The organism is Streptomyces sp. GQ60 (genome assembly GCF_059758875.1).
Window position 1 is genome coordinate 304643 of sequence record NZ_JCAXEG010000004.1, and the last position, 24419, is coordinate 329061.

The window sequence follows — 24419 nt, forward strand, 5'->3', positions numbered from 1 at the left end:
CCACGGGGGAGGGCTTCGGGGTGGGACGGTAAGTGTGCCCCCGGCAGGACTCGAACCTGCGGCCAAGTGCTTAGAAGGCACCTGCTCTATCCACTGAGCTACGGGGGCCGGAAGGTGGCCGTGGTGGCCTGGAGCCCCTTGATGGGGGTGGGGCTGTGGTCCGTGCCGGGTCAAGGATAGGGCTCCGGTTGCCTTGTCCCGGTTGCTTCACCCGCGTGCCACGATGTGGAGGTTCGGTGAAGCGGTCCCGATAATCGCAGGCAGGTGCGATTCGCGCACCGCTTTTGCGCCGTGGCGCCCTGGGTGTTGTGCACTCGTTATGCCTGCGCCCCACTCGTCCGCTGTGTCCGGGATGTGCTGCTGGAGTCGCGCTCGGCGCGCAGAGGACGTATAAGCTTCAAAAATGCTCCTAAATTGGGCATTCTTCGCATGTGGTGACCTTGGATGTTCGGCCTCAGCTGCTCGATGCCCTGTCCGCCCTGCGCGACCGGGTCGCGTCCGTGCGTCTGCCGCTGCCCTTGCCCGGCGCCCCCCGCGCCCGCCAGACCAGAGCCGAGCTGCTCGCGCAGCTCGACGACTATCTCGTACCCCGGCTGAAGGCGCCGGAGGCGCCGCTGCTCGCCGTCGTCGGCGGGTCCACCGGGGCCGGTAAGTCCACCCTCGTCAACTCCCTCGTGGGGCGCCAAGTGAGTGAAGCCGGCGTACTCCGGCCCACGACGCGCACCCCCGTCCTCGTCTGCCATCCGGATGACCACCACTGGTTCGCCGGGGTGCGGGTGCTGCCCGATCTGATGCGGGTCTGGGCCCCCCAGGACGACGAAGACACCCCCGCGTCCGCCCGGACGGCCTCCCGCCGGCCGGGTGACAGACACGGGCGCGGGTACCCGTCCGCCACCCGCGAGGTGCGGATCGAGACCGTCTCCACCCTGCCCCGCGGCCTCGCCATCCTCGACGCCCCCGACATCGACTCCCTCGTGGTCGACAACCGGACGCTCGCCGCCCAGCTCATCTGCGCCGCGGACGTCTGGGTGATGGTCACGACCGCCTCGCGCTACGCCGACGCCGTGCCCTGGCACCTCCTGCGCACCGCCAAGCAGTACAAGGCGACCCTCGTCACCGTCCTGGACCGGGTCCCGCACCAGGTGCTCGCCGAGGTCTCCCGGCAGTACGGGGCCCTGCTCACCCGGGCCGGGCTGGGCGAGGTGCCCCGCTTCACGGTCCCCGAACTGCCCGAATCGACCGGCGGGGGCGGGCTGCTGCCCGCCAGCGCCGTGGCCCCGCTGTTCGCCTGGCTCGCGCACCACGCGCAGGACCCGGCCGCCCGCCAGTACGCCGTCGGGCGCACCGCGCTCGGCGCGCTCGACTCCCTCGGGCGCCGGATGCCGGAGCTCGCGTCGGCCGTCGCGGCCCAGCACGCCGCCGCCGTACGGCTGACCTTCGCCGTCGAGGACGCCTACAAGCGGGAGGGCAAGCGGGTCCGGGGCCGCCTGGACCGGGGCGCCGTACTCGCCGGCGACGCGCTGACCCGCTGGCGCGGCTACCCGCTCGACACCAGCGCCGACGAACTCCTCGACTCCCTCGCGGAATCCCTCGCGGCACTGCTCCAGTGCGCCGTGGCCGCCGCCGACGAACGCATCGCCGAGGCCTGGCGGCGCGAGCCCGCCGCCGGCGCGGTCTCCCTGCCCGCCCCCGACCGCGAGGCGGCGGAACGCATCGGCATGGCGGTACGCCGCTGGCGGCGCGTGCTGGAGGAACTCGCCGAGGAAGAGGTCGCGCGGCTCGACAAGCAGCCCGCGCCCGACCCCGACGGGGTCGCCGCCCTGCTGGTCGCGGCCCTCCTCGGCGGCAAGCGGGCCCGGCCGGCCGGGGAGAAGCTCGCCGAGCGGATCGGAGTACAGGCCGCCGTACGGCTGCGCGACCGGGGCGGGGAGCTCGTCGCCGAGCACCTCGACCAGGTGTTGCGCGCCGAACGCGACCGCCGCCTCGCCCCGATCGAAGCGCTCGAAGTGAGTCCCGAACCCCAGGCCGAGCTGATCGCCGCGCTGTCCGTACTGCAGAAGGAGAGGTGACGCGGTGACCGCCCTGACCGACCGCACCGACGACCGCTGGGACGACGGACTGATCGCCCGCTCGCGCCCCCGGACCAGCGAGGACGACTGGCCCGCGAGCGGCGACGAGGAGGGCGACGAAGCACTCGTACGGGCGGTTTCCGGCGCCGGAAGCGACGGCGGCAAGGCCCCCGCGCCCCCGCTCAGCCCCGAGGCGCAGGCCCTGCGCGTCCGCCTCGACGCGCTGCGCCAGCTCATCGGACTGTCCCGGACCAGGATCCTCGACGGAAAGACCCTCGCCGAAGCCGGCCGCGTACTGGACGAGGCGGCCGCGCGCCGCGGCCTGTCGGCCCAGCACACCGTCGTCGCCATCGCCGGAGCCACCGGAAGCGGCAAGTCCACGCTCTTCAACGCACTCGCCGGAGTGCAGATCTCCGAGACCGGACTGCGCAGGCCGACGACCGCCGCACCCATCGCGTGCAGTTGGTCCGACGGAGCCGCGGGCCTGCTGGACCGGCTGGAGATCCCCGGACGGCTGCGCCGCCGCCCCCGCGAGACCTCGGAGGCCGAAGCGCTGCGCGGCATGGTCCTGGTCGACCTGCCCGACCTGGATTCGGCGGTCGGCGCCCACCGCGACCACGTGGACCGGGTCCTGGCGCTGGTCGACGCGGTCGTATGGGTGGTGGACCCGGAGAAGTACGCGGACGCCGTCCTGCACGAGCGGTACCTGCGCCCGCTGGCCGGGCACGCCGAGGTGACCTTCGTCGTCCTGAACCAGGTGGACCGGCTGCCCGGGGAATCCGCCGATCTCGTCCTGGACGACCTGCGCCGGCTCCTCGACGACGACGGGATCGCACTCGGTGAACACGGCGAGCCCGGGGCCACGGTGATCGGGCTTTCCGCCCTTACGGGTGAAGGCGTCGGGGAACTGCGCGAGATGCTCGGACAGTTCACCCAGGAGAAGGGCGCCGCGACCCGCCGCATCTCCGCCGATGTCGACAAGGCCGCGGCCCGCCTGCGGCCGCTCTACGTGGCCGACGGCCACGCCGGCCCGGAGATCGGGGAGACCGCGCGCGCCGAGTTCGAGGACCGGCTCGCCGAGGCGGTCGGCGCGTACGCGGCCGGGCTGGCCGCCGAGCGGGCCTGGCGGCGCAACGCCGGGAAGGCCTGCGGCACCCCGTGGCTGCGCCTGTGGCGGTGGTACGAGAGCCGGCGCTCCCCGCGCTCGCTGGCCGGCCTCGCCGCCCTGGCGGCGATCGGGCGTTCCCCTGCGGCCGGCGAGCAGCCGGTCGAGGAAGAGGTGACGGCCCGCCAGCGGGTGGAACAGGCCGTGCGCACCGTCGCCGACGAGGCGGTCCTCGGCCTGCCCGACCCCTGGGCGCAGGCCGTACGGGAGACGGCGGTCCGCGGCGCCGAAGGGCTCCCGCAGGCGCTGGACGAGATCGCGGTGACCCTCGGCCCGGCGGTCGCGATGCCCAGCACCAGACCGCCGCGGCCCTCGTGGTGGCCGGCGGCGGTACTGGCGCAGGCTGCCATGACCCTGCTCCAGATCTACGGCGGCCTGTGGCTGGCCGGGCAGATCGTCGGGGTCCTGGAGCCGAGCCTGATGCCGCCCGTGCTGCTGATGGTGGCCGGCATCGTCGGCGGACCGCTGGTGGAGTGGGCCTGTTCGATCGGTGCCCGGGGTCCGGCGCGGCGCTACGGGCAGGACGCGGAGCGGCGGCTTCGGGAGGCCGCGGCCGGCTGCGGGCGGGCCCGGGTGCTGGAGCCCGTGGCGGCGGAGCTGCTGCGCTACCGGGAAGTGCGCGAGCAGTACGCGACGGTGGCGAAGTTGTCCACAAGCCGTCAGTAGTCCACAGCCCCCAGCGGGTTCCGGCGGCCCGGGCCAGCATGGTCGTACCTCGTGCGGATGGTCCGGGCGGGTACGGAAATGCGGGTCGGGCGGCGCGTGGTCGAGCAGCGCCGCCGGGCCCCGGAAGGACGGCCGGGATGAACGACACCCAAGTGACGCTGGTGGGTTACGTGGCCACGCAGATCGATTACAAGGACACGGCGAGCGGCCCGGCGGCCCGGTTCCGCTTCGCGGTCACCCCGCGGTACTACGACCGTAAGAAGGAGAGCTGGGCGGACGCGCCCACCAGCTTCTACACGGTGTGGGCCCGGCGCGGCCTCGCCGTGAACCTCGCCGGATCCGTGTCCGTCGGCGAACCGCTGGTGGTCCACGGAAGGCTGCGGGTGCGCGAGGACCCGCCCGACGGGGAGGGGAACCGGTGGTTCTCGGCGAACATCGACGCGACCGCCATCGGGCACGACCTGAACCGCGGCACGGCGGCCTTCCGGCGGGTCGTCAGGACGGACGTGCCGCTGATGGGCACTCAGACGGCGGCGGTGGTCTGAGTGTTCGAGGAGGCTAGGATTCCCCGGTACTCACGGGCACCTGGGCCTTCGGCCCGAAGGGGAAGACTGTGTCGATTTCCGTTCCCGCACCCTCCGCTCCTGCCACCGCCATTGGCGTTGCTCCTGTCGGCGCTCCTGCCGGCGCTCCGGGCGGCGGTGTTCCGGTTCCCGCTGCGGCGCACGCTTGCGACGCACCGGCGACGCGCACCACGGTCGCCGCGGCCATACGGGACTCCGTGCGGCGGCCGATCGCGGTGGCCCTGCTCGCCGTCGCGCTGGCCGGAGCCCCGGGGGCGGTGGCGGCCGCCGACGCCGGCCCGGCCGCGCCCCGGACGCCGGAGGGCGCGAGCGCCGTCCTCGACGGGCTGAAGACCTACGGACAGGCCGTCCTGCACGGCACGGACGGAACCGTGCGGCAGATCCCGGCCGGGCTGTACGAGATGCGGGTCGACGGCGGCGGCATGCTCCAGACCTACGGCGTCGGCGTCACGGGGAACGCGCAGCCCCAGGCCCGGTTCACGGAGATCGGGTGGAGCGGCACACCGCTCGCCGGGAACGCCGAGGCGGGCCGGATCCGCTGGGTCCTGGAGCACTCGTACCCCCAGCTGAACGATCTGGCCGGGCTCGCCAAGGCGGCCGGAGCCGCGGCGCTCACCGCGGAGAGCGCGGCGGCCGGGACCCAGGTGGCCATCTGGCGGCTGGCCGAGCGCGCATGGGTGGAGGCCGTCGACCCGGAGGCGGAGAAGCTGGCCGACTACCTCCAGCGGGAGGCGCGGCGGCTGCCCGAACCGCCGGCATCGCTCGCGGTGGATCCCGGAGAGGTGTCGGGGCCCCTGGGCACCCGGATCGGGCCGGTCACCGTGCGGACGGGCGCGCAGAGCGTGAGCGTGACCCCGGACGCGGAGGCGGTGGCCATGGGGGTGCGGGTGGTGGACGCCCAGGGCCTGCCGGTCACCTCCGCCGCCAACGGCGCGAAGCTGTTCTTCGAGGTGCCGGAGGGGACGCCGGACGGCAGCGCCGAAGTCACTCTCCGCGGGTCCACCCGCGTGCCGGTCGGCCGGGTCTTCACCAGCGGGGTCCCGGCGCAGGTCCAGATCGTGGCCGGCTCCAGCGAGTCCGCCGCCGTGGCCACGGCGACGGCGAAGTGGCCGCGGGTCCCCGCCGACCAGCCGGCCGACGCCGCGGCGTCGGGCGGGGCGATGACCGCACTGGGCGCAGTGGGCGCGCTGTCGGAGGCTGCCCCGGCCGTGGACCCGGACACCTCCGGGGAACGGCTGGCCGCCAGCGGCAGCTCGGCGGCCACCCCGGTGATCGCCTCCCTGGCGGTGGGCCTGGTCGTCCTGGGCGGCATGGTCGTCCTCCTCCTGCGCAAGCGCCCCCTGGAGGACGGCCCCGGCCCGGAGCGGTCGACAGAGCGGGAGTAGGACGCACGGCCGGAGTAGGACGCACAGAGGGAACCGGTGCCCCGGCAGGGCCCCCGGCCCGGCCCCGGCCCGGCCCCCGGCCTTGCTCCGACCGGGGCCTCGCTGTGCCTCGCGGGTCCGGCCGGGTCCGCGCGGTCCTGGCCCGGCCTGGCCCGGCCTGGCCTGCCCGTCCGCCGCGACCGGACGGGCGGGGACCCCCGGAGGACCCGGTGCGGGCTGGTTCGGATGCGGGCGTTCGGGTAGAGGCAGAGGATGGCTGATCAAGAGCTGACCTGGCGGGGCGCGGTCGCACGAGGGGACCGTTGGATGTTCGACGTGGTGGCCCGGCGGCACTGGCCCGGGGCCGACCGGGTGCTGCCGCGGCTCGGGCGGGCCGCGAACCACGGGCTGCTGTGGGGCGGCGCGGCCGTCGGGATCGCCGTCCTCGGCTCCGCCGGGGCCCGCAAGGCCGCCGTGCGCGGGGCCGCGTCGCTGGCACTGGCCTCCGCGACGATCAACACCGTCGGCAAGTGGTCCGTGCGCAGGCCCCGCCCGGTGCTGGACGGGGTGCCTCCCGTGCGGCAGCTCGCCACGCAGCCGCGTACCACCTCCTTCCCGTCGGGGCACTCCGCGTCCGCGTTCGCCTTCACCGCCGGAGTGGCGCTGGAGTCCCCGCTCTGGGGCGCCGCGCTGGCCCCGGTCGCCGCGTCCGTCGCCTTCTCCCGCGTGTACACCGGCGTGCACTACCCCTCGGACGTGCTCGCGGGCGCGGCCCTGGGGGTGGCGGCCGGATTCGTCGTCCGCCGCCTCACCCGGGACGTCGAGGAGGCACGGATCGTGCCCGGCGACGAGCGGTCCGCCGTGGGGGCGCCCGCGCTGCCCGACGGGGCCGGTCTCACGGTGGTGGTCAACACCGGATCCGGCACGGCCGCCACGACGGGGCTCGACGTACTGCTGCGGGAGCGGCTTCCGAAGGCCGAGCTCGTCGAGTGCGACGGGCCGGAACTCGCCGCGGAACTGGCCGCGGCCGCCGAGCGGGCCACCGTGCTCGGCGTGTGCGGCGGCGACGGCACCATAAACGCCGCCGCCACCGCCGCGCTGCGCGCCGGGATCCCCCTGGCGGTGTTCCCCGGCGGCACGCTCAACCACTTCGCGCTCGACCTCGGCCTCGCGGGAACCGAGGACACCTGCCGGGCCGTGGCGGCCGGCCACGCGGTCCACATCGGCGTCGGCCGCTTCACCCCCGGCCCCGGCACGGGCACGGACCCCGAGGACACCCGGGCCGGGTACTTCCTGAACAACTTCAGCATCGGGGCCTACCCCGAGCTGCTCGGCCACCGGCTCCGCTGGGCTCCCCGGATCGGCGGCGGCCTCGCCGCCCTGCTGGCCGCCTGGCGGGTGCTGCGCGCCGAGCGCCCGGTACGGCTCAGGCTCGCCGGGAAGCCGCGCAGCGTCTGGCTGCTCTTCGCGGGCAACGGCACCTACCAGGGCACGGGCCCGGCGCCCCGCTACCGCAAGAGCCTGGGCGAGGGCCTGCTCGACATCCGCCTCGTCCACGGCGGCGGCCGCCCCGGCCCCCGACTGCTCGCCGCCGCCTTGGCGGGCCCCCTGACCCGTTCCCCGGTCCACGTCGCCACCCGGCTGCGCAGCCTGCGCGTGGGCGACATCCCCGCCGGCACCCCGCTCGCGTACGACGGCGAGTACGCTCAGGCCCCCGAGGCCCTGGTCCTGGAGGAGCTCCCGGACGCCCTCACCGTGTACCGCCCGCGCTGAGCCGGACGCCCCCGCCCCGTCCCGGCCGGACGGCCGTCCCGTCTCCCGCCCCGGTCGGGCGGCCGTTCCGCCCCGGTCGCGCGGCCGCCCCGCCCCGCTCGGGCGGCCGTCACGAACCCGGGGCCAGGCCCGGCGCGGACGGCGGCCGCGCCACCGGAGCGGCGTCCACGCCCAGGTCGGCCCGCATCACGCCCCGCATGACGTCGGCGCGCGCCGTGAGGTCGCCGAGCCGGGCGTGGATCTCCTCGAACGACCCGTCCGGTTCGGGGGCGCCCTCCGCCAGCCGCATCGTGCGGGCGTAGGCCCGCGCCATGCCCCGCGTCATGCTGTCCAGCTCGGCGAGCACCGTGGCGGAGGCGATCATCTGTGCCTCGGCGAAGGCGGCGTGATGGCCGTTGCGGGCCTCTTCCAGCACGGCCCGCTCCTCCGGGGTGACCTGCGATCCGTGGGCGAGCCAGAGGAAGGACATGAGGGCGATCCGATAGCGCCGGTAGGCGGCGTTCGCGGCCGCGTAGCACTCCCGCCGGCGGGCCAGCTCCGCCAGCTCCTGTTCCCGCAGCCACGCCATCTGCGCGACCCGCTGCTCCCGCTCGAACTGCGCCGCCTGCACCCGTGCCAGCATCCGCTGCGAAAGCACCGTCGCGAGCAAGGTCCCTGCCACGCCGACCACGGCGGCGCCGAGCGCGATCAGTCCGCTGTCCATGCGTCCCCCCACCCCACCTCGGGCGCAGCCCCCGGCCACGCCCTCGTCAGTGGCATCCTGCCGTGCGGCACAAGGCCTCGGGGTGCTTTCGGAGGCGCCGACCCGGGGATCGCCAGGACCCGGCCGCGTTCTCCGCGTGCACCCGCGCCGGCTGCGCATCGCCGAGCGGGGGTCGACCCCGTCGGGGAACATCCGCACGAGTGGCTGCGGCCACACGTTTTGCGACCCGTGCTCCGCGCGGTGCGGTCGGGCCCAGGTCAGGGGGCCGGGACCATACGGGTTTCCCCCGAGGGATGGACGTCAGGCAAGATGGGGTGTATCTGCCCACCCATCGATCTGCCGGACGGTTTCTCTTGGCTGAGTTCATCTACACCATGCGCAAGACGCGCAAGGCGCACGGCGACAAGGTGATTCTTGATGACGTCACCCTGAACTTCCTGCCCGGCGCGAAGATCGGTGTGGTCGGCCCGAACGGCGCCGGTAAGTCCACCGTCCTCAAGATCATGGCGGGGCTGGAGCAGCCGTCCAACGGCGAGGCGTACCTGTCTCCCGGCTTCACCGTCGGCATCCTCATGCAGGAGCCCAAGCTCGACGAGTCGAAGACCGTACTGGAGAACGTCCAGGACGGCGCGGCCGACATCATGTCCAAGCTGAAGCGCTTCAACGAGGTCGCCGAGGAAATGGCGACCGACTACACCGACGCGCTCCTGGACGAGATGGGCAAGCTCCAGGAGGTCCTGGACCACGCGAACGCCTGGGACCTCGACGCCCAGCTGGAGCAGGCCATGGACGCCCTGGGCTGCCCGCCCGGCGACTGGCCCGTCACGAACCTCTCCGGTGGCGAGAAGCGCCGCGTCGCGCTCTGCAAGCTGCTGATCGAGGCCCCGGACCTGCTCCTCCTCGACGAGCCCACCAACCACCTCGACGCCGAGTCGGTGAACTGGCTGGAGCAGCACCTTTCGCAGTACAAGGGCGCCGTCGTGGCCGTCACCCACGACCGGTACTTCCTGAACAACGTCGCCGAGTGGATCCTCGAACTCGACCGCGGCCGCGCCCACCCGTACGAGGGCAACTACTCCACCTACCTGGAGAAGAAGGCCACCCGTCTCAAGGTCGAGGGCCGCAAGGACGAGAAGCGCCAGAAGCGTCTCAAGGAAGAGCTCGAGTGGGTGCGGTCCAACGCCAAGGGGCGTCAGACCAAGTCCAAGGCCCGCCTCGCCCGCTACGAGGAGATGGCCGCCGAGGCGGACAAGATGCGGAAGCTGGACTTCGAGGAGATCCAGATCCCGCCGGGCCCGCGTCTGGGCTCGATCGTGGTCGAGGTCAACAACCTCAACAAGGCGTTCGGTGACAAGGTCCTCGTCGACGACCTGTCCTTCACGCTGCCGCGCAACGGCATCGTCGGCATCATCGGCCCGAACGGCGCCGGCAAGACCACGCTCTTCAAGATGCTCCTGGGTCTGGAGGAGCCGGACTCCGGTTCCGTCAAGATCGGCGAGACCGTCAAGATCTCGTACGTCGACCAGAGCCGCGCCAACATCGACCCCAAGAAGTCCCTCTGGGCCGTCGTGTCGGACGAGCTGGACTACATCAACGTCGGCCAGGTCGAGATGCCGTCCCGCGCGTACGTCAGCGCGTTCGGCTTCAAGGGTCCGGACCAGCAGAAGGCCGCCGGCATCCTCTCCGGTGGTGAGCGCAACCGCCTGAACCTGGCGCTGACGCTCAAGGAGGGCGGCAACCTGCTGCTCCTCGACGAGCCCACCAACGACCTCGACGTCGAGACCCTGTCCTCGCTCGAGAACGCGCTCCTGGAGTTCCCGGGCGCGGCCGTGGTCATCTCCCACGACCGCTGGTTCCTGGACCGAGTCGCCACGCACATCCTGGCGTACGAGGGCGAGTCCAAGTGGTACTGGTTCGAGGGCAACTTCGAGTCGTACGAGAAGAACAAGGTCGAGCGGCTCGGCGCGGACGCGACCCGTCCGCACCGCGCCACCTACAAGAAGCTCACCCGAGGCTGAGGGCCGAGGACACGGGCCATGGCCAGACACCACTACCGATGCCCCCTCCGCTGGGCGGACATGGATGCCTTCGGGCACGTCAACAACGTCGTCTTCCTCCGCTATCTGGAGGAGGCGCGGATCGACTTCATGTTCCGCCTCGCGCCGGGGGAGGGCAGTGAGTCCTTCACGGGCGGCTCCGTCGTGGCCCGCCACGAGATCGACTACAAGCTGCCCCTCGTGCACCGTCACGAGCCGGTGCTCATCGAGTCCTGGGTGACCCGGATAGGCGCCGCGTCCCTGACCATCCGCTACGAGGTCAAGGACGAGGCGACCGAGGACGCGCCCGAGACGGTCTACGTGCGCGCCGAGACCGTGGTCGTGCCCTACAACCTCGCCGAGGGGCGGCCCCGCCGCATCACGGCCGAGGAGAAGCTCTTCCTCCAGGAGTACCTGGACGAGCCGAAGGCACAGCCGAAGACCGGTGCCCCTGCCGGAGGCATCGCGGCATGAACCAGCAGCTGCGCTTCGCCGACTCCGGGGAGGCGGCCGACCTGGCCGCCTTCCTGGGCCGGCTGGTGCACTACGACCGCGCCGCCGCCGTCCGCCTGCAGGCGCAGGCCGGCGGCGGCGCGCTCGCCGTCTTCGGGCGGCCGCCGTCCTTCGACGTCCTGGCCGTCCGTACGGTGCGGCTCGCCGCACCCGTCTCCGCTCCGCTCGACCTGACCGTCTCGGCCGGGGAGCTGCTGGAGTCCGTCGACGAGGGCGAGCGGGCCGGCGCCGCCGTCCCCGCGGCCGTCACCGGACCGCCCTGGGCCGGTGTGCTGCCGCCCCGCGGCGGCTGGACCCCGGTCGCCGGGCTGCCCGGCCCCGAGGAGATGGCCGAGGCCCTGGCCGCGTCCGTCGCCGAGTTCCGGGCCCGGGACGAGGCCCTGCCCCCGCAGCACCGGACCCGCTCCGAGCGCGACCGCATCGGCCGCGAGATCTGGTCCCGCACGCTGGGGGACACCGAACTTCCGCTGCGCGCCGTGCACGCCGCGCAGTCCCTGGGCTTCCTGCGGCCCGTACGGTCCACCGTGCCCGCCGCCCCCGCCGCGCCCGGCACCCCCGAGCCGGTGGCGCTGTTCGCCTCCGGGGGCTGGCTGCGGCTGCGCACCCCGTACGGGTCCGTGGCCACGCGCCGCCCGGGCGGTCTGGGCACCCTGCTCGTCCGGCCGGTCTAGCCGGCCGCGCCGTACGGGATCCCCGCGCCGGAGCCCGTACGTCCTAGCCCGCGGTGTTGATCATCGACGCGGCGGCGTACGTCAGGTACCGCCACAGCTGCGCCTCGTGCTCCGGCGCGAGGGCGAGCTCGTCCACCGCCACCCGCATGTGGGCCAGCCACGCGTCGTGCGCGGCGGCGTCCACCTGGAAGGGCGCGTGCCGCATGCGCAGGCGCGGGTGGCCGCGGTTCTCGCTGTAGGTGTTCGGGCCGCCCCAGTACTGCATCAGGAAGAGCGCGAACCGCTCCTCGGCGGGACCGAGGTCCCCCTCCGGGTACATCGGGCGCAGCAGCGGGTCCTCGGCGACCCCCTGGTAGAAGCGGTGGACCAGTCGGCGGAAGGTGTCCTCGCCGCCCACCAGTTCGTAGAAGGTCTGCTCCTGGACCGTGCCCCGCGGAATCTCATTCACCCGACCATCGTCTCAGACGCCCGGACGGAGGACCCCGGTCCTAGGACCGTCCCTCGCGGCCGCGGAGCGTTCACGCGGGCGGCCCCGGCGCGGGAGCAGCGCGGTCGCACCCGGGACGCGTCCGCAGGACAGTGGAGACATGGGCGCACACGCCGAGGTACGCGACGTGCGGGAGACCGCGCACGCCGCCCAGGTACGGGAGCTGACCGCCGCCGGGGTGCTGGAGGATCCGCGCTGGCGGGCGGCCTTCGCCGCCGTGCCCCGGCACGTGTTCGTCCCGTACTTCTACACCGGCCGCGGCGCCGGGCACGAGCGGCTCTGGGCGGAGGACCCCGACCCCGAACTGCGGGCACGCTGGCTGCGCGGGGTCTACACCGACACCCCGCTCGCCACCCGGCTGCGCGACGGAGAGCTGGTCTCCTCCAGCAGCCAGCCCTCGCTGATGGCGAAGATGCTGGAGGCCCTGGACGTGCGCGACGGGGACAACGTGCTGGAGATCGGCGCGGGCACCGGGTACAACGCGGCCATGCTGTGCCATCGGCTCGGAGACGGGCTGGTCACCACCGTGGACCTGGACGAGGAGATCACCGAGTCGGCGCGCGCGCACCTGGACCGGCTCGGCTACCACCCGGCGGTCGTCACGGGCGACGGGGCCCGCGGCTGCCCCGCCCGAGCCCCCTTCGACCGGATCCTGGTGACCTGCACGATCCCGCTGATCCCGCCCGCCTGGCTGGGCCAGTGCCGGCCGGGGGCCCGGATCCTGGCCCCGCTGTCGACCGGTCTGATCGCGCTCACGGTGCGGGACGCCGGGTTCGCCGAGGGACGCTTCCTGCACACCTCGGCCTACTTCGTGCCGCTGCGCGGGGCCACGGCCGCGCCGCCCGGCACGTACGGGATGCCGCAGGGGCTCCCGTACGAGCTGGTGGAGAACGAGCGCTTCCAGTTCATGCTGGTGCTCACCTCCGGGGCGCTGCACCCGAGGGAGGCGCTGGACCTGTGGCGGCGCGAGGGCCGGCCGGCGCGCGAGCGCTTCGGGGTGACGGTCGGCGAAGCGGGGCAGTGGTCCTGGCTCGACGATCCCCAAGGGCCCTACGTGTGGCCCCTGGGGGAGGCGGGCGGGGAGATCGGGGCACCCTAGGCCGGCCATCGACACGGGCCGTACCCCGCCGCCCGCCGGCGGCCGAGCATCCCCGACACGACGAAGCCTCCGGGTGTCACCGGAGGGCTTCGTCGTGTTCGGCCGGGCGGGTCAGCCGCGCCGGACGGTGATCGTGGTCCAGGCGCCGACGTGGACGCGGTCCCCGTCGGCGAGCGGAACCGGCACGTAGGGCTGGATCGAGTCCTCGCCGCCGTTGATCGTGGTGCCGTTGGTGGAGTTCTGGTCCACCACGGCCCAGCTTCCGTCGGGCTGCTGGACGAGCACCGCGTGCTGGTGCGAGACGCCCGGGTCCTCCGGGGGCACCGACAGGTCGATGTCCGGGGACTCGCCCGTCGAGGCACGGCGGCGGCCGATGGTGATCTGGCCACCGGCGAGCGGGAGGTGCTGCTCCGGGGAGTACGCGGGCAGGTCGAGCCCGGCGGCCTCGGGGCCGCTGCGCTGCATCATCGCCATGAAGTACGTGCGGTCCGGACCGATGGTCGCGGTCCAGGACCCGCCGCCCTGGGGCTGGTAGGGCGGCTGCTGGTACGACTGGGGCGCCTGCTGCTGGTGCTGCGGGGGTGCCTGCGGCGGCTGGTACTGCCCGGTCCGGGAGGGCTGCTGCTGCTGGTACGGCGGCGGCGGCGTCGGTGCCTGCGGTGCCTGAGGCTGCTGGTGCTGCTGCGGGGGCGGCGGAGGCTGCTGCTGGTACGGGGGCTGCTGGTACTCCTGGCGCGCCGGAGGCGGCAGCATCCAGTCGTCCTCGCGCTGCAGCGGCTCGGCCGGGCGGTTGACCCGGGAGGGCCGCGAGCCCTGGTAGTCGAAGTGGTCCTGGGAGTACGCCGGCGGAGCCGCGGGCATGCCCGGCGGCGGGGGCGGCTGCGGCAGGTCCGGGGAGAGCGGCGTGTACGAGGTCGCCGTGCGCGTCAGGAAGTTGTACCGGCACTCCTCGCAGTACGGGGCCATGGCCTCGCGCGGGGTCCGGCACTGCGGGCAGAGCTCGGCCTGTGCCGTCGGCTCGCCGGTGGGAGGGTAGCCGTAGCCGTAGGAGGGCGCCCCGGGGGTGCCCGTGGGTGCGGCCATGCGGTGGCCGCAGACCTCGCACCAGTCGTCGGAGGCGGACTGGTGCCCGTTCGGGCAGGTCGGCATCGCGGCGCTTCCTCCTTCTTCCTGCGTCAACGAGGCAGGGTCTTCTTCCTTCGCGTCCGATCCGCGCTGATCAGAGCGTCAAGCTTTACGTCAAGATTTTCGCACTCGAACGGTTTGAGTGGAACGCGTTTCTAGTGTCATCTCGTCCGCGTCGGCGACCCTTGCCTTCAACCGCACAGTACCCGCCGCCGCGTCGACGACGTCCACCACCTTCGCGAGCAGCTTGGCGGTGTCGGCGTTGCCCGAGGAGCTCGCCAGCTGCACGGCCCTGCCCAGCTTGGCCGTGGCGCCGCCCACGTCCCCCAGTTTGCGCGCCTCCAGACCCTGCTGGATGGCCTGCGCGAGCTCCGCCTGCCCGGTGTAGTGGGCCACCTGCGGGTTGATGGCGGTGGACGCGGCGAGATCGTCCGTCCAGACGGCGCGGACCAGGCCCTGGGCGAGTACGGCCGGGGCCTCACCGGGCGCCCCGGGCATGACGAGGGCGGCGCGGGCGGCGAGCATCTCCTGGCCGACGGAGGCGCCGGGGACCCGTACGCACACGTGGTACTCGCGGGACTCGTCGCCCCAGGAACCCGTCGGATAGTCCCCGGCGCGCGGGGACGCCTCGGTGCGGCGGCCGGTCAGGTCCTGCACGGCGGGAGCGACCTGCTTGACGTACAGGACCTCCGCGCCCACCGGGGTCCACAGGCGCAGTGAGACATCCGCCACCTCCTTGCCCATGACCTTCTCCATCACGTGCGTGAAGTCCTCGGTCAGCCGGGCCGGATCGGCCACGATGTCGGCCGTGCCGAGCAGCGCGCTCGCGATGCCGGTGACCTCCTTGACCTCCCAGTCGGTTCCCACGCCGCGGGCGTCGCAGGTGAAACGGCCCGCGCAGGCGTCGAGCGTGGCGCGGAGCACGGCTGGGTCCTCGTGCTCGTTGCGGCCGTCGGTGAGCAGGATGCCGTGCCGGATCGCCGCGGTGGACCCGCGCAGCAGGCCGTCGGCGAGGCGCAGCCAGGTGCCGATGGCGGTGCCGCCGCCGGAGGACAGGCCGCGCAGGGCCTCCTTGGCCTGGGCGCGGGTGGCCGGGTCGGCGACGGCGAGGCGGCCCTGGCCGGGGTACACCTCCTTGGCCACGTGGGTACCGGCGATCACGGCGAAGGCGGTGCCGTCGCGGAGGGTGTCGACGGCGGCGGCCGTCGCCTCGCGGGCGCCGCGCATCTTGTCGGGCGGGTACTCCATCGAGCCGGAGCAGTCGACCATGATCACCACCGCGGCGCCGCCCGTGGCGACGGCCGTCCGGGTGGCCGTGGCTCCACCGCTGGACGTGACCGTGACGATGGCGTGGACGTCGCGGGCGCCCTCGGCGAGGAACTCGTTCTGGTACACCTCGACGCTGAAGCGCGGGGCGCTCGGCTTGGCGAAGTTCGCCATCGGTCGGTACTCCTCGGGAACGGGGATCAGGCCTGGGCCTGCGAGCCTGCGGATCCTGTCGGCCCTTCCGGGCCCGCGGGCGGGGGCGGCGGGGTCTGGGCGGTCGGCGGAGTCTGGGCGGTCGGCGGGGTGGCGGCGAAGGGGACGACGGCCACGGTGACGTTGTCGTGCCCGCCGCCGTCGAGGGCGTGCCCCACCAGGACCTGCGCACTGTGCAGGGGCCGGACGGCGGCGTCGGACGGGAGTACCTGCGCCAGGTCGCGCGCGGACTCGGCGTAGTTCCACAGCCCGTCGGTGCAGACCACGACCACGCCGTCGTGGTCGGGCTTGAAGGTGGCGGTGTGCGGTTCCAGGTCGTACGCGTCGGCCCCGAGCCAGCCGGTGATGGCGTGCGCGCGGGCGTCGGCGTAGGCCTCGGCCTCGGCCATCAGGCCCGCCGCGACCATCTGGGCGGCCCAGGAGTCGTCCTCGGTGAGACGGCGGGGCAGGGCCGCGCGGTCGTCGGGGACCCAGTACGCACGGCTGTCGCCGACCCAGCCGATGGTCAGCAGGCCGCTGCTGACCACGGCGCCGACCAGGGTGCAGGCGGGCGCGTTCTGGGCGCCGGGCACCTCGGGGGCGAGGGCGTTCACCGCGGCGGCGGCGGCCAGGATCGCCTCGTGCATGGCCTCCTGGGGGTGGGCGCCGCGGGGGAGGGCGTCGAGCAGCGCCTCGTTGGCGGCTCCGGCGGCCGCGGCGGAGGCCTCGTCGGGGCGGCTGGCGGAGGAGACGCCGTCGCAGACGATGGCCACGGTGGCGGCGGAGCCGTCGGGCAGCGCGGTGGCCGCCACGGCGAAGGAGTCCTCGTTGCGGTGGTGGCGCAGCCCGCGGTCGCTGACGGCGGCAACGCTCCCGAGCTCCTCTTCGAGGTGGTCCCGCTCCCGCGGCTGCGCGTGGCCGCAGTGCTCGCAGTACCCGTCGGTGTCCACCCGCCCGGCCCGGCAGGCCACACAGGTCTTCCCCCCGGCGTCACCCTGCGGGGCAGGGCCGCCGTACGGGGCTTCGTGCCCCGGGTCGGGTGCCTGGGGGCCGGGGTCGTGCTGGGCGGCGCCGTGCTGGGCGGGGTCCTGTCCGCCGGGGGCGGCGCCGTGCGGAGGCTCGCCGGCGGGTTGTCCTTGCGGGGCGGGATCGCCGTACGGGGCTTCGCCGCCGGAGTGACGTCCCTGCGGGGCGGGGTCGCCGCCGTACGGGGCTTCGTGCCCCGGGTCGGGTGTCTGGGGGCCGGTGCCGTTCTGGCCGGTGCCGTGCTGGGCGGGGTCCTGTCCGCCGGGGGCGGCGCCGTACGGGGGCTCGCCGGCGGGGTGTTGCGCCTGCGGGGTGGGGTGGTCGTATCGGGCGGCGTGTTCTTCGGGGTCCGGCGTGCCGTAGCCGGCTCCGCCCGCGGGACCCGGGCCCTGCGCGCTCGCGCCGTAGGGCGTGGTGTCCGCCGGGTGCCGGCCGCCCTGAGGGGGTGCGGTGTACGGGCTCTGGGGGGCCGGAGGCGTGCCGTGCGGGCCGGACCAGCCGCTCGGGCCCGTCACCAGGGTGGGGGCGGCGGTGGAGACGCTGCCCCAGCCGGGCGCGGCCTCGCCGGCGTACCCGGGGGCCGCCGGTTCGGCGTGGCCGCCGGCGTGCCGGGGCGCGGCGGCTTCGCCGGGCGACGGGCGCCCGCGCGTGGCGGGGATCCCGCCCGCCGGAGATGTCCGGCCGGCGGTACCCGCGTGAGCCGCCGCGGCAGCCGTCGCGGGAGCGCCCGGCGCGGCCGGATCCGCCGCCGCCGGGGCGGCGGCCGGGGCCGCGGGGGCCGCCGGTCCTTCCGGGGCTCGGGGTTCCGTGGCGGCGGAGGCGGTGAGGGCGTAGCCGCAGAGGCCGCAGAAACGATCACCCTCCTCCAGCGGTTCCGCGCAGCTGGGGCAGCCCGACAGCCGATGCATCGACATCAATCACACCCACGTCCGGGGACGGAAACGGTTTGCCCGCTCCACCAGTTCGATCCTCTCCTCGCCCCGCTGCGCCAGCCGTGCCAGCACGCGGAACGAGCGCTCCAGGCCGAAGCGAAGCCCCCGCTCGTCCAGTTGGCAGCCGAGCAGCGAGGTACGGCCGGGGTCGGAACCCCGGCTGCCCGACAGTACCCAGTCCAGGGCCGAGCCCAGAACTTCCGCCCTGAGCCGCTCGTGGCGCACCGAGTCCAGGCCGAACCTCCCCAGTGCCTCCACCTGCTCCGCGGCCGCCGTCAGATCGGGCAGCAGCGCCTCCTGGGCAGACCGGTCGCGCAGGCGTGCCCGTACAGCCGCCACCCGTGCGGCGGTGTGGTGGATGGAGGCCTCCGGTACGGATTCCAGCGTGCGCACGGCTCCGGCCCGGTCCCCGGCGGCCAACTGCACCCGGGCCAGCCCGAACGCCGCCCCGACGAACCCCGGATCCGTGGCCCACACCAGCCGGTAGTACTCGGCGGCGTTGTCCAACTGGCCCAGCACCTCCGCGCACAGCCCCAGCGCCAGCTTCGGCGCCGGCTCGCCCGGGAAGGCGTCGTAGACGGCGTCGAAGGACAGGGCCGCCGTCTCGTCCTCCCCGATGGCCAGCGAGGCGATGCCCCGGGCCCACACCACGCGCCAGTCGTCGGGGTGCCGCGCCTCCAGCCGGGACAGTGCGTCGGCGACGAGCGGCGCGTCGGCCCCGCCCAGTTCGAGCCGGGCCCGCAGCTCCCGCAGCCGCAGCTCCGCGGATTCGGCCGGCGCCGAGCCCAGCGCGGCCAGCAGGTCGGCCGGCGCGGAGGCCAGCAGGCCCGCCAGGAAACCGGCGTTGGGGTCCCCGGCGTCGACCAGCGGCACGGGCAGGGCCAGCGCGGCCTCGCGGGTGTCCAGCGTGGACAGCTCCGGCCGCCGCGCGGCGGTGATCCCGACCGGCGGCAGCGGCGCGGCCGCCGGGGCCCGGCGCGGGGCCGGCACGCCGGGACCGGCGGCCCGGTGCGTCGCCGTGGTGACCAGCCCGGTCGTGCCGTACCCGGTGATCGGCGAAGCCGCCGGAGGAGCGGCGGGAGCCCCCGCCGCCACGGCGGCGGCCGGATCCGGAGCCGGGGCCGGGGCCGGGGCCGGATCCGGGACCGGCGCCTGGACCGGGGCGGCGGCCGGCACCCGGGCCGGAGCCGGCTCCGGATCCGGCCGCCAGCGCCGCACGGGCCGCTCGCCCAGCCGGGACACGTGCGCGCCCGACCTGTCGTCGGTGAACAGCCGGTCGTCCGGAACGCGCAGCTCGGGCCCGAAGAGGGTGGAGACCTGGGGCCTCGGAAGGCCCGTCTGGAGCGCGACGACCTCCCGCAGCACCCCCGTCAGCTGGTCCGCCATCTCCTGCGCGGACGCGAACCGCCGTCCCGGATCCGGGTCGGTGGCCCGTACCAGCAGCCGGTAGAAGGACTCGTACCGTCCGAACACCTCGATGTGCTGCGGGTCGGGCAGCGAGTCCACGAACACGTTCGTGTAGCCCTGGAAGTCGAAGGTCAGCACGGCCAGCGTGCGCGCCACCGTGTACAGGTCGGAGGCGACCGACGGGCCGACCTCCGCGACCTCCGGCGCCTGGTAGCCCACGGTGCCGTAGATGGCCGACTCCTCGTCGTCCATCCGCCGGACCGCGCCCATGTCGATCAGCTTCAGCTGGTCGGCCTGCTGGATGGCGTTGTCGACCTTGAAGTCGCAGTACAGCAGGTTCCTGGTGTGCAGGTGGCCGAGCGCCTCCAGCGCCTCGATCCCGTACGCGCACGCCTGCTCCACGGGCAGCGGGTCGCGGCGGCCGTCCGGCCGGCGCCGCTCGTTGGCGATCTCCTTGAGCGACTTGCCGCCCACGTACTCCATGACGATGTACCCGTCCAGCGAACCGGTCCGCTGGTCCAGGTGCTCGACGAAGTTGTAGATCCGCACGATGTTGGAGTGCTCGATCTCCGCGAGGAAGCGCCGCTCGGAGATCGCGGCGGCCATCGCGTCCTGGTCCCCGGTGTCCAGCAGGCCCTTGAGCACCACCCACCGGTCCGACACGGCCCGGTCCACCGCCAGGTAGACCCAGCCCAGCCCGCCGTGCGCGAGGCAGCCCGCGACCTCGTACTGGCCGTGGACGAGGTCACCCGCACGCAGCTTGGGCACGAAGGAGTACGGGTGCCCGCACTTGGTACAGAAACCTTCCGTCCGTCCCGGCCGCTCCCCGCGGGCCCGCCCCACGGGCGCCCCGCAGTCGGAGCGCGAGCAGAACCGCTTGCGCTCCGGGACCTCCGGATTCTCCAGCACCGCCGCCGAGGGATCCGGACGAGGCACCTCCGGTACGTTGACCAGCCCGGCTCCCAGCCGGCTGCGGCCCGATCCCGATGCGGCCGAACCCGAACTGCGCACCGACACCGACCGGGTGGACGCGGCCCCCGTGAGGGCGCGCGAGAGCCGGCCCGACACGGAGCGCCGGGAGGAAGAGGACCTCGACGACCGCGAGGAGCGGGAAGCCCGCGAGGACGAGGAGGACGAGGACCGCCCGGACCCGTGCGAGCCCTGGGAGTCGCCGTGGCGGGCCGCGCTCGTCATCGCCGTCGGCACCGACACCAGCTCCTCGGCGCCCGCCGCGACGGCGCCGGCCGGCGCCAACCCGCAGGTGTCGCAGTAGACCTCGCCGCCGCCCATGTCCTCGTACGTCCCCGGGCAGCCGGGGCGCATGCACGCCGTTCCGATCAGACTCACGCGTCCCCCTCCCTCGGCCCGTCGGGCCGCTCACGCACCGGTTGGTGCCCCTGCTGGTCCTGCTGCCGGTCCTGCGGCTGCGCCGGCTGCGCCTCGGCGGCCGCCCACTGGTAGCGCAGCACCGCCTGATCGGCGGCCCGCAGATCGCAGGGCGCGCTCCACAGCATCCGCCGGGCGGTGTCGTACCGCTCCATCAGCAGCGGATCCTCCGCCATGCCCAGCCGGGCCACCTTCGCCCGGTAGGCGTCGAGCCGCCCGCGCAGCTCCGCCCGTACCGCCAGCGGCGCCGTCACCGCGGTCAACGATTCGCGGGCCCGTCGCAGTTCCTCCTCGGCCCGCTCCTCCAGCGACTCGAGCAGCGGGGACAGCCGGTGCCACTGGGCCCGGCGCCGGTACTCCGCCGCCGCCGAGAGCTGCTCCTGCAGCGCCGTCGGCGGGCCGCTCACCGCGGGCACCTCCGACGCCGCGATCTTCGCCAGCACCTCGCCCCGGGCCACCCGGGCCTCCGCCAGGGTCCGGTCGGCGCGCGAGAGCACGTCCCGCAGCGCCATCAGCCGCTGCTCGGCGTCCTGCCGGACGTCCAGCACCGCCTCGACCTCCCGGCGTACGTCCTCCAGCGCGAGCGCGGCCCGGTCGTACCGCCCGGTGTCCGGACGGCCGCCGCCCGGCGCGGAGCTCCCGGCCACCGCGAACCAGAACGCCAGCGGGTCCTCGATCACCCGGGCCCGCAGGTCCGCCAGCTCGGCCGTGATGGCCTCCAGGTCGTCCCCCGAGGGGTGTTCCCCCGGCCGGACGCCCACCGAGTGGGCGAGGGCGCGGGTGCGGTGCAGTTCGGCGGAGAGGAGGTCGATCCGGGCGGGCAGCGCCGACCAGACGGAATCCGCGGCGACCACCACGTCCAGGGAGCTCGCGTACAGCTCGTTCATGCGGCCCACCAGCTCGGCGAGCGAGAACCGCTCCGCGAGCGGGGCCCCCTCCACCGCGGCGCCGGAGATGAGCACCCCCGGCCCGAGCAGCCGGTCGGTCAGCTCGACGAGGTCCTCGCGGCTGGGCCAGCGGCGCCGCTCGCGGATGGCCCGGGCGGCGCCCAGCGCCCCGCTGTAGGCGTCGAAGTACCGCCACAGCCGGGTGATGGCCGCGTCGGCCTCGGCCCACCGCTCCTTGGTGACCCCGGTCAGCCCGGCGCCCTCCAGGAGCCGCCGGCCGGCGTGGTCCTGGAGGGCGAGCAGCGAGGTCTCGATCGCCTCGTGCTCCGCGCCCAGCCGGGCCAGCGCCCGGTCCACACCGTCCCGGTCCATCACGGCCGGCTGCGCCCCCGAAGACGGGGCTCCCCAAGACTGCGCTTCCCAAGGCCGGGCCCCCAAAGGATGTGCCTCCACCGATCCCGCCTCCGGTCTCGTGACATCGGGCTCAGAATCCGACACCGGCCTCAGTCCCGGTACTTGGGAGCGGGCGGGCCGCCCACGCCGGGCAGCACGGGCTCCAGATGGGCCTTGTAGGCCGTCATCCAGGGGCTGTTGTCTCCGCCCGCGCGGTAGTCCTCCAGCACCTTGTTGACGCGGCGCACCAGGTCGCCGGCGTCCTTGTTCATGGCCACCCCGTAGAACTCCTTGGTGAACGGGGAACCGACGAGGCTGATCGAAGGGTCCTGCGCCGCCTGGCCGGCGGCGAGGGCGTTGTCGGTGATGATGCCGTCCACCTCGCCCAGCTGCAGGCGGACCAGGCAGTCGAGCTGGTTGGGCACGCTGACCGGAACGGCGCCGTAGGACTGGGCGGTCAGTTCCGCCTCGGCCGTGGAGCCGGCCGCCGTGCAGATGCGGCGGCCCTTCAGCGAGGCGTCGTAACCGGTGATCGCCGAGCCCTTGGGGGCCAGGACCTGCTGTCCGGCCTCGAAGTACGCCGTCGAGAAGGCGACGTCCTCCAGCCGCTTGCAGTTGACCGTCATCGTGCGCACGACGATGTCGACGGTGCCGTCCTTGAGCGCGGGGATGCGCTGGCTGGTGGGGATGGCCCGGTAGATGACCTTGCCGTCCTCGCCGAATATGTCCTTCGCTATGGCCTTGACCAGGGCGATGTCGAAACCGTCGAGCTCCCCGGCCGGGTTGCGGTAGCCCCATTTGAAACTGTTCTGGTCCACGCCCGCGACGAGGTGGCCCGCGGCGCGGATCCGCTGGATGGCGGAGCCGTCCAGCCCGTTGGGGCGCAGGCTCGCCTCCGGGTTCTCACAGGTGTCCCCGGGCGCCTGCGGAGCGACGGCCATCCTGGCCGGCTCGCGCACCAGCGAGGAGGGTCCCGAGCCGCCCGGGGCGGCCTGGGCCAGCGGCAACAGCACGGCCGCCGCCGTCAGCGCGCAGGCCGCGGCCATCGCCCCGACCCCGCCCCAGCCGCGCAGCCGGCCCGTCAGCCGCCGCAGGCCGCGTGGCTCCTGGAGCTCCGCGGTCCCCTCCGCGGTCCCCTCCGCGGCGCCCTCGGCGGCCGTCGCGTGGGCCGCGGTGCCCCCGGCCCCGCCGGATCCCGTGTCCGTGCGCTTCACCCGTCCCGGCATCGCTCTCACCTGTACTCCGAAAGCCTGCGCCCGATGCCGAGCAGGGCGGCCACCGCGCCGACGACCGCCAGGGCCGCCGTGCCTGTCACCAAACCGTCGAGCGCCCCGAGCCCGTCCCGCGCCGCCCGGGTGAACTCACGCTGTTCGTGGGCCACCGCCCGTTCCAGCGAGGCGTCCACCGTGTCGAAGGCGGACCCCGTCGGCTCCTTGTGGTCCTTGTCACCGATGACCTGCCCGACGGCGCCCTGGTAGTCGCCCGTCAAGTCCGTCCGGCGGGCCGCCGCGTGCAGTTCCTTCCACCGCTTCACGCCGTCCGCGGCGCCGGCCACGGGCCCGCGGCCCGCCGCGTCGTCGGCCAGCTTCGCCGCCGTCGCCAGGCCCGCGTCCAGGTCCTTCATGTCGTTCGAGAAGTCCACGTCGTACTTGTCCGACTTCTTGTCCTCGGCCAGTACGGCGCCGCGCGAGATCAGCGTCAGGTTCTCGCTGGCCCGCGCCTGGAGCGAGGCGATCCGCGCGTCGTTGAGCACCTTGAGGGACTCCTGCCCGTCCGTGCGGGCCTCGCTCAGCCCCGACCTGGCGACCGTGTGCCCCGCGGCCAGCCACAGCAGCAGCACCAGCGAGGCGGCGGTCGCGGCGGCGAGCCCGTGGTTGAAGACGCGGTGCGTACGCCGGTAGTTGCGCCGCTGGGACCAGACCAGGGCCGCGAGTGCGAGTAGACCCGCCCCGAACGAGGCCAGGGGCAGCGCGCGGGCGTCGTCGTAGTCCGTGTAGAGGCGGCCGGTCTCCGCCTCGTAGAGCCGCTGCGCGGCGGGCAGGAGCTGGGTGCTCATCTGCTCGTTCGCGTACCGGAGGTAGGCGCCGCCGAGCGGCAGGCCCTGCTTGTTGGTGGCGCGGGCCTGCTCGATCAGGCCGGTGTAGCGGGGGAGCAGCTCGCTCAGCAGGGTGATCTGCTTGCGGGAGTCCTCGCCGGCCGTGGTGCTGGCGGCCGCGTTGACCAGCAGCCGGGACGCGTTGGCGATGTCCTTCTCGTACCGGCTGCGGACCTCGCGGGGCTCGTCGCCGCCCGCGAGGAAACCGCTGGAGGAGGCGGTGTCGGCGTCCGCGAGGGAGCGGTAGATGCTCGCCGCGTCGGCGCTCAGCGGCTGGCTGCGGCCCACGACGTCGTCGGCCGCGGACACCCGGCCGGAGATCTCCCAGACGGCCACCGCGCCGAACAGCAGGACCAGCGCGGCCAGGGCCGCGCCGATGATCCGCAGCCGGCCGGGCTCGGTGGTGGCCGCCGCGCGCAGCCGCTCCACGCCCTCGGCCCAGGCGGTGCCCCGCCGGGGCAGCGCGTCGGGCGGCGGCGCCGGCGGCCCGGAGGGCGCCGAGACGCCGCCGGGCGCGGGCGCGCGTGATGTGATGGCCACCCTGACCTCCCCCTCGGTCCTTCGTGCTTCGCAGCAGTAT

At 74.5% G+C, this 24419-nt stretch carries 18 protein-coding genes and 1 tRNA gene; 9 read left to right on the forward strand and 10 right to left on the reverse strand.

Annotated features, from left to right (window positions below):
* Positions 1-35: 35 nt before the first annotated feature.
* Positions 36-108: transfer RNA gene (locus AC6CKD_RS12870), tRNA-Arg, on the reverse strand.
* A 332-nt stretch (positions 109-440) separates the two neighbouring features.
* Here AC6CKD_RS12870 and AC6CKD_RS12875 point away from each other — a divergent pair.
* From AC6CKD_RS12875 to AC6CKD_RS12895, 5 genes are all read left to right on the forward strand, one after another.
* Positions 441-2069, forward strand: a complete 1629-nt coding sequence (locus AC6CKD_RS12875; protein ID WP_498327269.1) for a dynamin family protein — start codon at positions 441-443, stop codon at positions 2067-2069.
* Positions 2070-2073: 4 nt separating this feature from the next.
* Positions 2074-3900: a YfjP family GTPase gene (locus AC6CKD_RS12880; RefSeq protein WP_498327271.1), complete on the forward strand. Its 1827-nt coding sequence runs from the start codon at positions 2074-2076 to the stop codon at positions 3898-3900.
* Positions 3901-4037: 137 nt separating this feature from the next.
* The gene (locus AC6CKD_RS12885) at positions 4038-4445 is read left to right on the forward strand and encodes a single-stranded DNA-binding protein (protein ID WP_498327272.1); all 408 of its coding nucleotides are present in this window, start codon (positions 4038-4040) and stop codon (positions 4443-4445) included.
* Positions 4446-4681: 236 nt separating this feature from the next.
* Positions 4682-5869: a TQXA domain-containing protein gene (locus AC6CKD_RS12890; protein ID WP_498327274.1), complete on the forward strand. Its 1188-nt coding sequence runs from the start codon at positions 4682-4684 to the stop codon at positions 5867-5869.
* A 252-nt stretch (positions 5870-6121) separates the two neighbouring features.
* Positions 6122-7621, forward strand: a complete 1500-nt coding sequence (locus AC6CKD_RS12895) for a bifunctional phosphatase PAP2/diacylglycerol kinase family protein (protein ID WP_498327275.1) — start codon at positions 6122-6124, stop codon at positions 7619-7621.
* A gap of 109 nt (positions 7622-7730) precedes the next feature.
* On the opposite strand, the gene AC6CKD_RS12900 is transcribed toward AC6CKD_RS12895, so the two are convergent.
* Positions 7731-8324 carry a hypothetical protein gene (locus tag AC6CKD_RS12900; protein ID WP_498327276.1) on the reverse strand — a complete coding sequence of 198 codons (594 nt, stop codon included), beginning with the start codon at positions 8322-8324 and terminating at the stop codon, positions 7731-7733.
* Between the two features lie 353 nt (positions 8325-8677).
* On the opposite strand from AC6CKD_RS12900, the gene ettA reads away from it, so the two are divergent.
* From ettA to AC6CKD_RS12915, 3 genes are read left to right on the forward strand one after another with little or no spacing between them, the layout of a single operon-like run.
* Complete coding sequence (gene ettA / locus AC6CKD_RS12905) at positions 8678-10342, forward strand: energy-dependent translational throttle protein EttA (RefSeq protein ID WP_403712911.1); 1665 nt, start codon at positions 8678-8680, stop codon at positions 10340-10342.
* 18 nt (positions 10343-10360) lie between these two features.
* Positions 10361-10834, forward strand: a complete 474-nt coding sequence (locus tag AC6CKD_RS12910) for an acyl-CoA thioesterase (RefSeq protein ID WP_250739530.1) — start codon at positions 10361-10363, stop codon at positions 10832-10834.
* The gene (locus AC6CKD_RS12915; RefSeq protein ID WP_498327277.1) at positions 10831-11544 is read left to right on the forward strand and encodes a DUF8010 domain-containing protein; all 714 of its coding nucleotides are present in this window, start codon (positions 10831-10833) and stop codon (positions 11542-11544) included. The genes AC6CKD_RS12910 and AC6CKD_RS12915 overlap by 4 nt, the downstream gene beginning before the upstream one ends.
* A 43-nt stretch (positions 11545-11587) precedes the next feature.
* On the opposite strand, the gene AC6CKD_RS12920 is transcribed toward AC6CKD_RS12915, so the two are convergent.
* Positions 11588-11992, reverse strand: a complete 405-nt coding sequence (locus AC6CKD_RS12920) for a globin (protein ID WP_243334938.1) — start codon at positions 11990-11992, stop codon at positions 11588-11590.
* A gap of 139 nt (positions 11993-12131) precedes the next feature.
* Between AC6CKD_RS12920 and AC6CKD_RS12925 the strand changes: the two genes are divergently transcribed.
* Positions 12132-13130, forward strand: coding sequence for a methyltransferase domain-containing protein (locus tag AC6CKD_RS12925; RefSeq protein ID WP_498327278.1), 999 nt, complete (start codon positions 12132-12134; stop codon positions 13128-13130).
* Between the two features lie 111 nt (positions 13131-13241).
* Here AC6CKD_RS12925 and AC6CKD_RS12930 read toward each other — a convergent pair whose 3' ends face one another.
* The 7 genes from AC6CKD_RS12930 to AC6CKD_RS12960 form a co-directional block, all read right to left on the reverse strand.
* The gene (locus AC6CKD_RS12930) at positions 13242-14279 is read right to left on the reverse strand and encodes an FHA domain-containing protein (protein ID WP_498327280.1); all 1038 of its coding nucleotides are present in this window, start codon (positions 14277-14279) and stop codon (positions 13242-13244) included.
* Between the two features lie 90 nt (positions 14280-14369).
* Positions 14370-15695: a vWA domain-containing protein gene (locus AC6CKD_RS12935; protein WP_498327281.1), complete on the reverse strand. Its 1326-nt coding sequence runs from the start codon at positions 15693-15695 to the stop codon at positions 14370-14372.
* Between the two features lie 26 nt (positions 15696-15721).
* On the reverse strand, positions 15722-17653 hold the full coding sequence (locus AC6CKD_RS12940) for a PP2C family protein-serine/threonine phosphatase (protein ID WP_498327282.1): 1932 nt from the start codon (positions 17651-17653) through the stop codon (positions 15722-15724).
* 3 nt (positions 17654-17656) lie between these two features.
* Positions 17657-20416 carry a serine/threonine-protein kinase gene (locus tag AC6CKD_RS12945; RefSeq protein ID WP_498327573.1) on the reverse strand — a complete coding sequence of 920 codons (2760 nt, stop codon included), beginning with the start codon at positions 20414-20416 and terminating at the stop codon, positions 17657-17659.
* A 5-nt stretch (positions 20417-20421) separates the two neighbouring features.
* Entirely contained in the window at positions 20422-21723 is a 1302-nt protein-coding gene (locus tag AC6CKD_RS12950; RefSeq protein WP_498327283.1) for a hypothetical protein, read from the reverse strand.
* A gap of 131 nt (positions 21724-21854) precedes the next feature.
* Positions 21855-22790 (reverse strand): glutamate ABC transporter substrate-binding protein, encoded by a 936-nt coding sequence (locus tag AC6CKD_RS12955; protein ID WP_498327574.1) that lies wholly within the window; start codon positions 22788-22790, stop codon positions 21855-21857.
* A 185-nt stretch (positions 22791-22975) separates the two neighbouring features.
* Complete coding sequence (locus tag AC6CKD_RS12960) at positions 22976-24379, reverse strand: GlnX family signal transduction membrane protein (RefSeq protein WP_498327284.1); 1404 nt, start codon at positions 24377-24379, stop codon at positions 22976-22978.
* Positions 24380-24419: the final 40 nt, after the last annotated feature.